The sequence below is a fragment of the Streptomyces sp. 2323.1 genome (assembly GCF_900221035.1).
GTDB lineage: Bacteria > Actinomycetota > Actinomycetes > Streptomycetales > Streptomycetaceae > Streptomyces > Streptomyces sioyaensis.
Window position 1 is genome coordinate 5107816 of record NZ_LT907981.1, and the last position, 13643, is coordinate 5121458.

The following is a 13643-nucleotide window of genomic DNA, read 5'->3' on the forward strand; positions in this document are numbered from 1 at the left end:
ATGCCCGCCCCGGCTGCCACGGCACCCACCCTGAAGGAAGCCCCCTCGGCACCTGGCCGCCCCGCATCGGGCATCCGCTTCGACGGCGTCAGTGTCACGTACGGCAGGCGCGGCGAGCACACCGTCCTGGACTCCCTCGATCTGACCGTCGCACCGGGTGAGGTGATGGCCCTTCTCGGGCCGTCCGGTTCCGGCAAGACCACCGCACTGCGGACGGTCGCCGGGTTCGTCCAGCCGGCCGCGGGGCGCGTGCTGATCGGCGACCGTGACGTGACCGGGCTGCCGCCGCACCGGCGCGGCATCGGCATGGTCGTCCAGCAGTACGCGCTGTTCCCGCACATGAAGGTCGCCGAGAACGTCGCCTTCGGCCTCCGGGCGCAGAAGACCCCGCGCGCCGAGATCCCCGGCCGGGTCGCCGAGGCGCTGGAGATGACGGGCATGGCCGCGTACGCCGGCCGGCACCCCCGGGAGCTGTCCGGCGGCCAGCAGCAGCGGGTCGCCCTCGCGCGGGCACTCGCCATCCGCCCCGGCGTCCTGCTGCTGGACGAACCGCTGTCCGCACTCGACGCCCAGCTGCGCTCCGGCATGCTCGCCGAACTCGCCCGGCTGCACCGCGAATTGCCCGACGTCTCGATCCTCTACGTCACCCACGACCAGATCGAGGCGCTGACCCTGGCCGACCGGATCGCCGTCCTGGACCGGGCCCGGCTGCAGGACTGCGGGACACCGCAGGAGCTCTACCGGCGCCCGCGCACCGAGTTCACCGCCTCCTTCGTCGGCACCGCGAATCTGCTGCCGGTGACGGTGCGCGCGGACCGCGGCGGCATCGACTTCGCGGGGCGGAAGCTGACGGTTCCGGTGGGCGACGGCCTGGCCGGGGGCGCCACCGCCACCCTCTGTCTGCGCCCGCACCTCGTCGGCCTCGGCGAGCGCCCGCACGGCGGCGGCCCCGGCAATACCCTGCGCGGCACGGTCACCGAAGTGCAGTGGCGCGGCGCCACCCACCGGCTGTATGTCTCCGTCGACGGCCACCGCGTCCTGGCTGACGTACCCGAACGGCGCCGGACGCCCGCCCTGGGCGAGGACATCGCACTGCACTTCGCGCCCGAGGACGCGGTTCTCGTCCCGGCGGGGCTGGCAGAGGACGGAGCGCGCGATGCCCAGGACGGTGCGCGCGATGCCGGGGACGGTGCGCACCATGCCTAGGACGGAAACGGAGACGGCAGGCACGGCGGCCAGGACCGAAGCGGCGACGGCCGGCAGCACGGCGGCCACGCCGGCCCCGCCCGCGGCGAGCCCCCGCCCCCGCCGCACATCGGCCGCCGCCCTATGGACCCTCCCCCCGATCGCCGCCCTGGCCCTGGTCTTCCTCTACCCCCTGGCCCTGGTGGTGTGGCAGTCCTTCAGCCCCGAGGACGGCGGCCACTCCACCGCCCCGTACACCGCGGTCTTCGCCGAGGCCTCCTTCCGCGCGGCGCTGACGAACACCGTGCTCCTCGCGGTCGGCGCCACCGTCGGCGCGCTCCTCCTCGGCCTGGCGCTCTCCCTCGTCATCGCCTTCGTCCCGTTCCCCGGCGGCAGGGCGATCAGCCGCGTCATCGACCTCTTCCTCGCCTTCCCCTCCTTCCTGATCACCCTCGCGCTGCTGTTCCTCTACGGCACCGTCGGCATCGCCAACGGTCTGTGGACGGACGTGACCGGTGCCGCCCACGGGCCGCTGGACTTCCTGCACACCCCCTGGGGCGTGCTGCTGGCCGAGGTCACCTACTTCACGCCGTTCGTGATGCGCCCGCTGCTCGCCGCCTTCTCCCAGGTGGAGTCCGGACAACTGGAGGCCGCCGCCTCGCTGGGCGCCCGGCCGTGGCGGATCGTACGGACGGTGATCCTGCCGGAGGCGCTGCCCTCGCTCGCGGCGGGCGGCGCACTCGTCCTGGTCCTCGGCCTCAACGAATTCGGCATCGTGCTCTTCACCGGCGCCAAGGACGTGGTCACCCTCCCGATGCTCGTCTACACCAAGGCGCTTCTGGACGGCGACTACACCGGAGCCTGCGTCGTCGCCGTCGTCAACATCGTGCTGTCCGTCGCGCTGTACGCCCTGTACCGGACGGTGATGTCCCGTACGGGCGGCGGTCGGGCCCGTCGCACCGGAGGTGCTGACCGTGCTGGTGCCTAGCAAGTCCGCCCGCCGGGCCATCCACCTCCTCTTCTTCGCCCTCTTCGTCCCGGTCTTCGCGCTGCCGCTGCTGGTGATCGTCGCCGCGTCGTTCGCCACCGGCTGGAGCGGAGCCCTCCCCTCCGGCGCGACCCTGGCGCACTACCGGGACATCGCCCACGGCGAGGCGCTCGACGCCCTGCTCACCAGCGTGCTGACCGCCCTCGCCGCGAGCCTGGCCGCGCTCACCGCCGGGACCTGGGCGGCCCTGGCCGCCGAGAAGCGCACCCGCCGCACCCGCCGGATCATCGACGCCCTGTTCCTGCTCCCCGTCGCTGTCCCCTCCGTAGTGGTCGGCCTCTCCCTCCTCGTGGCCTTCTCCCGGCCGCCGCTCCTGCTCAACGGCACCCCGCAGATCGTGATCCTCGCCCACACCGTCCTGGTCACCGCCTTCGCCTACCAGTCCGTGACCGCCGCACTTGCCCGCCTCGACCCGGCGTACGAACAGAGCGCGGCCGGTCTCGGCGCGCGCCCCGCCTACGTCCTGTGGCGGGTCAAGCTCCCCCTGCTCCTGCCGTCCCTCACCGCGGCCGCGGGCCTGTGCTTCGCCCTGTCCATGGGCGAGCTGAGCGCCACGATGATGATCTATCCCCCGGACTGGCTGCCGCTGCCGGTCCAGATCTTCGCCGCCACCGACCGCGGCTCCCTCTTCACCGGCGCCGCACTGGCCGTCGCCCTGATGGCCACCACCTTGCTGGTCCTCCTCAGCCTCTCCCGCCTCCGCACCAAGGCCTCCTACCGCTGACCTCCCCCGAATCCCCTTGCACTCACCAGGAGTTACCCCGCCATGTCCGTACCCGGCATCCGCCCCTTCCGCAAGCCGCTCGCCGCCTGCTGCGCCACCCTCGTCCTCGGTGCCTCGCTCACCGCCTGCGGCGGCGCCTCCACCGCCGACCCCGACGCCAAGGAGATCACCGTCTACAGCGCCGACGGCCTCAAGAGCGAGAAGGGCGACGGCTTTTACGACAAGGTCTTCCAGGACTTCCGGAAGAAGACGGGCATCAAGGTCAACTACGTCGAGTCCGGCTCCGGCGCCGCCGTCCAGCGCCTGGCCCGCGAGCGCGCCAACACCAAGGCGGATGTCGTCGTCACCCTCCCGCCGTTCATCCAGCAGGCCGACGGCAAGGGCCTGCTGGACGCCTACCGCCCCAAGGGCGCCGATCAGGTCGCCGCCGCGGACAAGGACCCGTCCGGCAAGTGGACCTCGATCGTCAACAACTACTTCTGCTTCATCTACAACAGGAAGCAGCTGAAGCAGGCCCCCACCACCTGGCAGGACCTGCTGGACCCGAAGTTCAAGAACAAGCTCCAGTACTCCACGCCCGGCGTCGCCGGCGACGGCACCGCCGTGCTCATCAAGGCCCTGCACGACTTCGGCGGCCAGGGCCCGGCCATGACGTTCCTCAAGAAGCTCCAGGCCAACAACGTCGGCCCGTCCTCCTCCACCGGCCAGCTCGCTCCCAAGACCGACAAGGGCGAACTCCTCGTCGCCAACGGCGATGTCCAGATGAATTACGCCAACCAGAAGTCGATGCCGAACCAGGGCATCTTCTTCCCCGCCGCCAGGCCCGGCGCCAAGCCCACCACCTTCGCCCTGCCGTACGCCGCCGGCCTGGTCAAGAACGCCCCGCACCGCGCCAACGCCCAGAAGTTCCTCGACTATCTGCTGTCCCCCGAGGTCCAGCAGCAGGTCTCCGCCGTCGGCGGCGGCTTCACCTCCCGCAAGGACGTCAAGCCCACCGACGCCAACGCCACCCACCTCGCCGCGATCATGAAGAACGTCGAGATCTTCCAGCCGGACTGGAGCGACATCGACAAGAACCTGACGTCGTACGTCGAGGCGTGGCGGACGGCGACGGGGAGCTGACCCGTTGGCGATGCAGCCTGTGCCTCCGCGACAGTGGCCCCGACCCCTGCCGAAGATCAGCAGTCTTCGCCGGGTCGGGGCCGCGGTCGCCTGACTTAGGGTGGGGGAGTCGGCCGTACGTACGACCCGGGGAGCACCCTCGTGGTCCACGGCGCGTGCGGGAGGCGGTCGGCGCCCCTGGTCATCACGCACGGCAGGAGTCCGGCAGTGGCAGAGCGCAAGCCGATCGAGTCATGGCTCACCGACATGGATGGCGTCCTGATGCACGAGGGCATTCCGGTCCCCGGGGCGGACGCCTTCATCAAGCGGCTGCGCGAATCGGGCAAGCCCTTTCTCGTGCTGACCAACAACTCCATCTACACTCCGCGTGATCTCCACGCCCGGCTGAGCCGCATCGGGCTGGACGTGCCATGGGAGTGCATCTGGACCTCCGCGCTGGCCACCGCCCAGTTCCTGGACGAGCAGCGGCCCGGCGGCACCGCGTACGTCATCGGCGAGGCGGGCCTGACCACCGCCCTGCACGACATCGGATACGTCCTGACCGACCATTCCCCTTCCTATGTCGTTCTCGGCGAAACGCGTACGTACAGCTTCGAGGCGCTGACCAAGGCGATCCGGCTGATCAATGAGGGCGCCCGGTTCATCGCGACCAACCCCGACGAGACCGGCCCCTCGCCGCAGGGCCCGCTCCCCGCCACCGGATCGGTCGCCGCCCTGATCACCAAGGCCACGGGCGTCGACCCGTACTTCGTCGGCAAGCCCAACCCGCTGATGATGCGGCACGCCCTCAACGTCATCGGCGCCCACTCCGAGACCTCCGCGATGATCGGCGACCGGATGGACACCGATGTCCTGGCCGGACTGGAAGCGGGCATGGAAACCTTCCTGGTCCTGACCGGGCTGACCCGTCCCGAGGAGATCGAGCGGCACCCGTTCCGCCCGTCCCGCGTGGTGGACTCGATCGCGGACCTGATCGACCTGGTCTGATCGCTGTCGCTGCGCCCAGGGCCTGCCGGTGTCGCTGTCGCTGGCCCGGGGCGACGGAGGCTGGTGCCCCGGCCCCACCCGAACGGCGCAGCTACGGACCGCACCGGATGCGGGCGGGCTCGCTCGGGCGGACCTTCGGAGGTATCGGAGGTTCACCATGCGCTCACGGCAACTTGCTCTCTGTGCCGCGGTCGCGGCGTGCGCGGTGACGACGGCGCCCGCCTACGGCATGGGCGCACGCGGCACCGGTACCGGCCGGACCCTTGCCGCAGCGGCCCCGTACGCCACGTACACCCCGTACGTCTCGTCCGCCTCGGGGAGCACGGTCGCCCGGCAGGTCACCGGCTGTCACGCCGCATGGGACGCCGCCTGCTCGGCTGTCTTGGCCGCCGCGGCCCCGCCCGTACGGCCCGCCGGGCCCCTGACCGCCGATGAGGCTTCCCTTGCCGACTCCCGGCCGGCCGCCGACGCCGGCCCGCGCCGCGAGCTGAGCAGCACCTCGGCCGTCGGCCTGGTGCTGGCCGGCGGCGCCGTGCTCGTCATCGCGGGACAGCTGCTCCGCCTCCGGCTGCGGTTGCGGCGTACGCGACGGGGCGACGTCGATGAGCACTGACGAGGAAGGCGGGACCCCGTCCGGCGGGCGTGCTGCGGATGTGGTCGACAGACCCGAGCGGGCCGCGCGCCGCGCCACCGGCTCGTACGGCACCCCAGGCCCGCTTCAACCCCTGAAGCTGCCCGTCGCAGGTCCCGGAATCGGTACGGGGGTGGGCGTCGCAGCACCTCCGGGAACCAGGCCCGGTGCAGGGCCCGATCGGTCCGCAGCGGCACGTACGGCTACGGCAACGTCCAGGGCAGCGGCTACAACTACGGCTACAACTACGGTGACGAGCACGGGTACAGCGACACGCACAGCTACAGCTACAGCCACAGCGACCCACACAGCCAGGGGGAATGCCTCCACCCACCGTCCGGGCCAGCTTGTCGCGGGTGTGGCCTGGGCGGTGTTGTTGCTGGGGCTGTGGTTGTGGGGGCGTGATCTGGCGGACGGGGTGGCCGCGCAGCTGGCCACGACGGGGGATGTGGCCGCGGTCGGCCGTCCGTTGGGGCGTCAGGGGCCCGCGCAGGCGCATGCCCCGGTACCGGCCTCCGCGGCCGCGGATCCCGTAGGGCTCACCATCGAAGCGCTCGGTGTACGGGCGGCCGGTATCGCCGCACACGATCTCGACGAGAACGGCCTCCTCGCCCCGCCCCCGCCCGCCTCTCCGGATGTCGTCGGCTGGTACGCCGGAGGGCCGCAACCGGGCGAGACGGGTGCGGCGCTGCTCGTGGGACGGGCCGGTGCCGACCGCGGCTCCGGTGCCGGGCGGATCGTCTTCCGGCGTCTGACCGGGCTCAAGCCGGGGCAGCGGGTGGACGTACGGCGTGCCGACGGCAGCACCGCGCGCTTCACCGTCGAGGATGTCCGGCTCTACGACCGTGACCGCTTCGACCCGCACCGGGTCTACGCCCCGCACGACCGGGGACGCTCCGAACTGCGGCTGATCGTCGATGACGGCCGCCACGGCGGTGCCCTGGCGCGGCGCGAGGGTGGTCCCGCGAAGGTGGTCGTGGTCTCGGCGTATCTGACGTCCTTCCAGGCAGGGAACGCGGGAGAGGGTCGGGAATCATGACGGGCCCGCTTCGTCAAGTGCCTTAGCGAGGACGGTGCAGGGCCTGTCCACAGGGCGACCCGGACGGGGGGCCGTGTGCCACGATGGGGGCGGCCGGTGATCTCCAGCCGGTCGTGTTCCGTGCTCCGAGGGGGAGTGGATGGACGGCAATCTGCGGCGGACGGCCGGGGGCGGGCCGCCGACGGGGCGGTACGGTGCCGGCCGGCGGCGTCTCGCGCATCCCGGTGCGGCAGCGGCGGGAGCGGTGGCTCTGCTGCTGCTCGCCGGCTGTTCCTCGTCCGACGGCGGCAAGGATGACGGTCTGCCGGCCACGCCGGGCCAACGCCCCAAGTCCGTCACGCCGTTCTGGGTCAACCCGGACACCAAGGCGGCCCGTCAGATGTCCGCGTACCGCAAGGACGACAAAGCCGCCGACGCCCGCCTGGTCAACAAGATCGCGGCGCAGCCGGTTGCCGAATGGATAGGGGTCGACGACCCGCAGGGGGAGGCCGGCGGCTTCACCGAGGCGGCCGCCAAGGCCGGCCGTGAGGCGCTGCTGGTCCTCTACAACATCCCGCACCGCGACTGCGGCAGCTATTCCCAGGGCGGCGCCGCCGACGGCAATGCCTACCGGGCGTGGCTGGACGGTGTGCTCAAGGGCATCGGCGACCGTCCCACCACCGTCATCCTGGAGCCCGACGCGCTGCCGCACATCGCGGACAGGTGCACCCCGCAGAAGTTCCAGGAGGAGCGGTACGCCCTGCTGACGGAGGCGGTCGGCAAGCTCAAGGCGCTGCCGCACACCAAGGTCTATCTGGACGCCGGCAATCCGCACTGGATCAAGGACCCGGGCCGGATGGTCGACCCCCTCAAGCGGGCCGGTATCGACCGGGCCGACGGCTTTGCGCTGAACATCTCCAACTACCAGACCACCGCGGAGAACACGAAGTACGGCAAGCAGCTGTCCGCCATGGTCGGCGGCAAGCGCTTCGTCATCGACACCAGCCGCAACGGCAACGGCCCGGCGCCCGGTGGCGATGACCCGGAGAACTGGTGCAACCCGCCCGGGCGTGCCCTGGGCACTCCACCGACGACCAAGACCGCCGATCCCCTGGTGGCCGATTACCTGTGGATCAAGCGCCCGGGTGAGTCGGACGGCACCTGCAAGGGCGGCCCGAAGGCAGGCGCCTGGTGGCCCGCGTACGCCTTGGGTCTGGCGCGCGGCGCGAAGTAGCGGACGGGCGCGGGGCGGGGGCAAGCCCCTCGCTCCCGCCGCCTTCACCACTGACAGAGGCCCGCGAAGACCCGGGCCTCGGCGGCCGGTTGGCCGGGGGCGGGTTGGCCTCCCGCGCTCCGTCCGGTCCCCGACGTCCCGCCCCCCCAGCGTGCGCGGGCGGTACGCCTACCCCTGCGCCGCCGGCACCTTCACCCACACCGCCTTCGACGGCGTTCCCGCGCCGTCGACCGCGGTCAGCATGTACCACCCCGGCGGGACCAGGGAGGGGTCCTTGGGCAGGGTGACCCGTACCCCGTTCCCGTCCTTGGTCGCCGTGAAGTCCACTGCGATCGAGCGCTGTTCGACGTTGGTGACATGCGTGAAGGACCCCGGGCGCATCAGCCGCATCTTCTTGATGGCGGAGGCGTGCGGGGAGCCGAAGGTGGCGCTGCCGCCGAGCGGGACCGTCGTGGGCCCGCGGTCCGTCAGCTCGGGGCGGGAGTCCCGGTAGAGGTAGGGCGGGGTGTAGAGATCGATCTGCTGCTGGAAGACGCCCGGCTTGGTGTTGTCCTTGTCGGCGTAGAGCGAGTCGGACCCGAAGGTCATCACCCGGCCGTCGGGCAGCAGCAGCGCACCGGAGTGGTAGTTGCGGCCCACCAGCGGGTCGGCCACCTGCCGGGCCGAGTTGGCCGCCGGGTCGTACAGCTCCGCCTTGAGGACGTTGGAGTCGCTGCGCCCGCGGTAGTCACCGGAGCCGTTGGTGGTCAGCACGGTGTCGTCCGGCATGATCACGCTGCTCGGGTAGCGGGCCTTCGCATAGAGCGGCGGCCCGTCCTTGAAGCGAGGTGAGGGGGAGTGCAGATCCACGATCCGGGTCTTGTCGGTGGACTTCGGGTCCTCGCCGACGCCGCCCCCGCCCAGCACCATGTACCGCTGCTGCTGGGCCGGCGGCAGCAGCACCGACATCGACGTCTCCAGGATGTTCGGGTCGCTCATCCCGGGCACCACCTGGAACTTGTTGGACTTGAGGTCCCAGATGCCGGGCTTGCGGCCGATGTTGTCCGGGCCGTAGCCGGCGTTGGAGCCGGTGTAGAAGATCCGGCCCTTGTCGGTGAGGAAGAGCGCCGGGTAGGTCGGGAAGAAGCGCCGCTTGGGCAGATAGCGCCACTTCTTCGTCTTCGGGTCGTAGATCTCCTGCTTGCCGGGGACGACCTGCCCGATCTCGTCGAGGCCGGAGACCGAGAGCACCTTGCCGTCCTGGAGGGACGTCAGTGTGGGGTACCAGCGGGCCTCGTTCATCGGGCTGACGGGTATGTAGCGCTCGGCCACCGGGTCGAACTCGAAGGAGTCCTTGATCCCCTGGAAGTCCTTCTTGTCGAACGACAGCTTCTGCGCGATGCCGTAGAAGTTACGGGCGTCCGCGCCGGTCAGGCCGTGGATGCGGTAGTTGTCCTGGGAACCGGTGGAGTAGCCGCGGCCGTCCTTGAGGGCCTCGACATAGACCCGGGCCTCGCTGTGCACCACCGTGACCTTGCCGGTCGCCGGGTCGGTCTTCTTCTTCGCCCGCGGCACCACGACCGGGTCCTTGGAGGCGAAGGTCTTCCCGTTCTGCTTGCCCGTGAAGAGCGTGCCGGCCGGGAACGTCTTGGGGCCGTCCGGGTTCTCGTTGTAGACGATCATGAGGCCGCCGGCCTTCTTCACATCGCCGTTCAGCTTCTCGTAGCGCTGGGTGCCGCCGGCCACCAGGAGCTTGCCGTCCGGGAGCTGGGTGTGCCCGGCGCAGAAGAGGTCCTTGGGCGTGGGGATGTTCTTGAAGGTGTTCTTCTCCGGGTCCCACAGGACCGTACGGAACGACTTCGCCTTGAAGTTCGCCGCGTTGTTGCCGGAGCCCGCGACCAGCAGCACCTTCCCCGTGTGCAGCAGGGCCGCGTGGATGGTGTTGATGCGGTACTTCTGCGGGACGTTGACGACGTCCCAGTGGCCGTTCGCCGCCTTGTACTCGGGCTTGTTGATCTTGTACTGGTGGTACTGCTCCGAGGCGAAGCTGTAGAGGGCCGGCCCGTTCATCCCGGCCAGCGCAAGCACCACTGCCGTCGCTATCGCCACTCGGCGGGTGCGACGGGTCGGACGGTACTTCATGTGTGACGTCCCCCAAGGGCGATCTGCATGGTCTGTTCGGCGGCGGACGGTTCGGTGGCCGGGGCGGTGGTCCGGGCGGCGGTCCGGATGCCGACCTGGTCGGTGGCCGCGGCGGCGGACTCCTCGCGGGTCCGGTCGATGGCCGCGGTCTCGGCAGCATCGGTGCCCCGGTCCTGGACCCGGCCTTGGCCCCGGTCCTCGGCCTGGTCAGCGGCCGGGCCCTCCGCCTGGTCAGCGGTTCGCCTGGCATGCGCGGCCACCCGCCGCCCGCGGTCAGCGCCCTCGGCACCGCCGCCCACACCGACACCAGGAGCCGCACCACCCATGGCACCGACACCGGAACCGACACGGACCCCGACCCCGACAACGGTGTCGGCAACGGCCCCGGCGGCACCCTCGGCCGCTGCGGCACCCGGTGCTGCCCCCTGGGCGGCCCCCGCCGCCCCCCGCTTCCGCTTCTCCTCCCGCACGCTCATCCGCCAGGCCACGATCGGCGCGGCAGTGATCAGCATGGCGAGCACGGCCCAGGTGACCATCGCCGGATGGCTGTGGCCCAGTACGAACGAGGCCACCAGCGAGCCGCCGAAGACGAGCAGGAAGAACAGATGCACCCGGAAGGTGCCGAACAGGGTGTCCGGGCTGGACGAGTCGCCCTTCGGCGTCACCACGAACTTGCTCTTGCGGCGCAGCACGGCATCGAACAGCGAACGCGCGTAGATCGGCGCCGACAGCGCGGACATCACCATGCCCGCGATACCGCCGGAGCCCTCCGGCTCGTGCGGCGAGACGTTGTGCCGCCGGTTCCAGATGTACAGCCCGATCTGCAGCGCGGAGGCATTGCCGTACAGCATCATCCACACGGCCGGGTCGATCTCCACGCCCGATGCGCCCAGCCCCAGGAACAGCGCGCAGCTGAGGGCCGCCAGAATCCAGTTCAGGGCGGACATCGGGTAGAAGATGACCATCATCGAGTAGTTGAAGAGCCGGCCCGCCGGCAGCGTGAACGGCGCCTTCCAGAACTGCTTGAGGATCGTCTCGTACGTCCCGCGCGACCAGCGCAGCTGCTGGGTGAAGAAGTCCGTCCAGGCCGTCGGCCCTTCGCCGACCGCGAGCACGTCCGGCGTGTAGACCGAACGCCACTTCTTCCCGGTCGCCGGATTCCGGTGCCGGTGCATCTCAAAGCCGGTCGCCATGTCCTCGGTGATCGAGTCGTACAGCCCGCCGATCTGCTTGAGCGCGCTGATACGGACGGCGTTGGACGTGCCGACGAACATCGGGGCGCCGTAGCGGTTGCCGGCCCGCTGGATCAGCGCATGGAAGAGGAACTGCTGGGACTCGGCGGCCTTGGTGACGAAGGTGTCGTAGTTGCCGTACACCTGGGGGCCGATGACGAACCCCACGTCCGGGTCGCGGAAGAAGCCCAGCATCCGCTCCAGGTAGTTGGGCAGCGGGACGTGGTCGGTGTCGACGGAGGCGAAGTAGTCGTAGTCGTCGCCGTGCGCCTGCAGCCAGGCGTTGTAGTTGCCGTGCTTGGTCTTGGCGCGGTGCGGGCCCTTGGGGCGGTTCCACTCCGGGACGCCCTTACGGGTGAAGTGGTGGACGCCCAGCCGCCGGCAGACCTCTTTGACCTCGGGGTCGTCGCCCTCGTCCAGCAGCCAGATGTGCAGCAGCCCGCGGTGGCGGATCTTGACCGCCGCCTCCAGCGTCTTCGTCACCATGGCCAGGGGTTCCTTGCCGGGCACGAAGGACGTGAGGAAGGCGACGCGGGTGCCGCTCTCCGGTATGACGGGTATGGGGTCGCGGGCGACGAGGGTGGCGTGCGCGTTGGACAGCACGTTCATGCAGCGGAAGAACTCGATCAGCCCGATCGAGACCAGCATGACGACGTCCAGCGTCGGGAGGAAGTCGTAGGCGGGGTAGTCGCGTTCGGTCCAGTGCTCCGGCAGCATCAGCCAGATCAGCAGCCCGAACGAGAGCAGCGGCGCGGCGCCGAGCAGCACGGCTGCCCGGATGCGGTGCGGTTCGCCGGAGAGCAGCGAGCGGTAGCGGACCGTGTAGGGCTGGTCCGGGTCGGGCCGGGTGAGCGGACCGGCCAGCCTGCTGTAGTGCTCGTAGTCGTAGCGCGGCAGCGCCTTGCGCGGGACCTGCCGCTGCCGGCGATGGCGTGGCATGCGCAGGCGTGTCGTGGCGGAGGGGTCGTACGGCTGCTGCGTCCCGGCGCCCTCAGGCGGCGATGTCATGAATCCATCCCCCCGCACGCAACTTTGGCTGCGTGCCCTTCTGCTGATGGCCCGGTTCCGCGGTTCCCCGCGGCCCACCCGGGCGCTCTGAAATGTCGGCGACCTGCACCGTCGGATGGCGGCGACCATCTTCCGGTTGTGTGTGAAACACTTCCGCGATCTTGCCAAGCGGAGAGTTCCCCGTGTTCACATCACGCCACCCGGCGTACCCCACTGTTCCCCCGTCACAGAACCCGGCCTGATTTCTGCTGAGGGACCAGGCCAGGGTCCCTAACCGCCGTCATGGTGGCAAGAGTCACTCTAAATGTGCTCACAGAATGCGTAATACGGGGCGCGGTGTGATGCAGCGCACATCATTTGATCCGGAACTGCTGCTAATTTTCCCGCTGTCGACGGATATCAGGGCGATGGCCGAGCCCTGTCCTGCTCGTGGGCGCGCATGCGCCGGCGGGCAAAGAGGCGTGTCCCGCACCGGTAAAGTCCGCCGCCGATCGGTCATCGGACGCTGAAGAATAGGACCCCGCCGCAGGATTCCGGGTTGCCTCGGCGGGACGCTGCGGATGCCGCTGCGTCGTGAATAAACCTCCTGCTCAAGGGACTTGAAGCGTTCCGCGTGCGGCATCGGGCGGCAGCCGGCGGAATTCACCGACAAAGCGGGCGGAGGGCGGGTCCGTGCCGGGTCCGGCCCGTTTGACGACTTCGTCGAAGTTACCTCCGCGTACGGCGATTTGGCCGAAGGTGTGAACCATGCCCCGGGAATCCCCCAGTTCTCGGCCGGCCGACGGCGCGATGGCGCGCGGAAGGCGCTGGAGTGCCCAATCCGTGGACAGCGCCGCCGGGATTTCGGGCGACGGTCGTCGTGTCGCCGGCGTCGCCCCCACGGCCACGAGGGTCGATACCCGCCATGGCGGATCCGGGGCAGCTCGAAAGCCGCAAAGTGTCCGAGGGGAGAGTCAGCGGAAAAGGAATGACAACCCCGGCTTCCGAATCCCTATGCGACCGAACAATTACCGTTCGTGACCGCCGGAATTTCAGCCCGCTGCCTTCCGCATATCGCGAAGAGGTCTCCGCCCCGGCTTGATCATGGCCCGCGACGCACGGTGGGGGCGCTCGCTTACGCCGTTCGGCTTCCGGACCCGTGGAAGGGAAGCGGGCGGCCGGCGGAGGTACCCCGCCATTCGGCCGCCCCATGACTGAGGCCCCCCGCATGGCGAGGGGCCTCAGTGTGACGTGCGCCGCCAGGGACTCGAACCCCGGACCCGCTGATTAAGAGTCAGCTGCTCTAACCAACTGAGCTAGCGGCGCGCGCTGACCTGAAGAACTTTACACGAAC

At 70.3% G+C, this 13643-nt stretch carries 10 protein-coding genes and 1 tRNA gene; 8 read left to right on the forward strand and 3 right to left on the reverse strand.

Annotated features, from left to right (window positions below; all coding sequences use genetic code 11):
* From CPH93_RS21980 to CPH93_RS22015, 8 genes are all read left to right on the forward strand, one after another.
* Entirely contained in the window at positions 1 to 1206 is a 1206-nt protein-coding gene (locus CPH93_RS21980; RefSeq protein ID WP_096213815.1) for an ABC transporter ATP-binding protein, read from the forward strand.
* Positions 1199 to 2173: a 2-aminoethylphosphonate ABC transporter permease subunit gene (locus CPH93_RS21985; RefSeq protein WP_096215538.1), complete on the forward strand. Its 975-nt coding sequence runs from the start codon at positions 1199 to 1201 to the stop codon at positions 2171 to 2173. The genes CPH93_RS21980 and CPH93_RS21985 overlap by 8 nt, the downstream gene beginning before the upstream one ends.
* A complete protein-coding gene (locus CPH93_RS21990; protein ID WP_096213816.1) occupies positions 2160 to 2957 on the forward strand; it encodes an ABC transporter permease in 798 nt (265 codons plus the stop codon). Before CPH93_RS21985 ends, CPH93_RS21990 begins: the two co-directional genes overlap by 14 nt.
* Positions 2958 to 2999: 42 nt before the next feature.
* On the forward strand, positions 3000 to 4079 hold the full coding sequence (locus CPH93_RS21995; protein ID WP_093483393.1) for a 2-aminoethylphosphonate ABC transporter substrate-binding protein: 1080 nt from the start codon (positions 3000 to 3002) through the stop codon (positions 4077 to 4079).
* A 207-nt stretch (positions 4080 to 4286) separates the two neighbouring features.
* A complete protein-coding gene (locus CPH93_RS22000; RefSeq protein WP_093483392.1) occupies positions 4287 to 5066 on the forward strand; it encodes an HAD-IIA family hydrolase in 780 nt (259 codons plus the stop codon).
* A gap of 157 nt (positions 5067 to 5223) precedes the next feature.
* The gene (locus tag CPH93_RS22005; RefSeq protein ID WP_159395035.1) at positions 5224 to 5679 is read left to right on the forward strand and encodes a hypothetical protein; all 456 of its coding nucleotides are present in this window, start codon (positions 5224 to 5226) and stop codon (positions 5677 to 5679) included.
* Positions 5680 to 6055: 376 nt separating this feature from the next.
* A complete protein-coding gene (locus tag CPH93_RS22010) occupies positions 6056 to 6736 on the forward strand; it encodes a sortase domain-containing protein (protein ID WP_231976916.1) in 681 nt (226 codons plus the stop codon).
* A 139-nt stretch (positions 6737 to 6875) separates the two neighbouring features.
* Positions 6876 to 7949 carry a glycoside hydrolase family 6 protein gene (locus tag CPH93_RS22015; RefSeq protein WP_096213819.1) on the forward strand — a complete coding sequence of 358 codons (1074 nt, stop codon included), beginning with the start codon at positions 6876 to 6878 and terminating at the stop codon, positions 7947 to 7949.
* A 168-nt stretch (positions 7950 to 8117) separates the two neighbouring features.
* Here the strand turns inward: CPH93_RS22015 and CPH93_RS22020 are convergent, their stop codons facing one another.
* From CPH93_RS22020 to CPH93_RS22030, 3 genes are all read right to left on the reverse strand, one after another.
* Positions 8118 to 10070 (reverse strand): kelch motif-containing protein, encoded by a 1953-nt coding sequence (locus tag CPH93_RS22020; protein ID WP_096213820.1) that lies wholly within the window; start codon positions 10068 to 10070, stop codon positions 8118 to 8120.
* A complete protein-coding gene (locus CPH93_RS22025) occupies positions 10067 to 12310 on the reverse strand; it encodes a glycosyltransferase family 2 protein (RefSeq protein WP_231976917.1) in 2244 nt (747 codons plus the stop codon). Before CPH93_RS22025 ends, CPH93_RS22020 begins: the two co-directional genes overlap by 4 nt.
* A gap of 1231 nt (positions 12311 to 13541) precedes the next feature.
* Positions 13542 to 13615, reverse strand: a tRNA-Lys gene (locus CPH93_RS22030).
* Positions 13616 to 13643 lie beyond the last annotated feature (28 nt).

Bases quoted from the DNA above. Each gene is read 5' to 3' on its own strand.
- CPH93_RS21995 (WP_093483393.1), top strand. From the start codon at position 3,000: ATGTCCGTACCCGGCATCCGCCCCTTCCGCAAGCCGCTCGCCGCCTGC.
- CPH93_RS22015 (WP_096213819.1), top strand. From the start codon at position 6,876: ATGGACGGCAATCTGCGGCGGACGGCCGGGGGCGGGCCGCCGACGGGG.
- CPH93_RS22005 (WP_159395035.1), top strand. From the start codon at position 5,224: ATGCGCTCACGGCAACTTGCTCTCTGTGCCGCGGTCGCGGCGTGCGCG.
- CPH93_RS22020 (WP_096213820.1), bottom strand. From the start codon at position 10,070: ATGAAGTACCGTCCGACCCGTCGCACCCGCCGAGTGGCGATAGCGACG.
- CPH93_RS21985 (WP_096215538.1), top strand. From the start codon at position 1,199: ATGCCTAGGACGGAAACGGAGACGGCAGGCACGGCGGCCAGGACCGAA.
- CPH93_RS21980 (WP_096213815.1), top strand. From the start codon at position 1: ATGCCCGCCCCGGCTGCCACGGCACCCACCCTGAAGGAAGCCCCCTCG.
- CPH93_RS22025 (WP_231976917.1), bottom strand. From the start codon at position 12,310: ATGACATCGCCGCCTGAGGGCGCCGGGACGCAGCAGCCGTACGACCCC.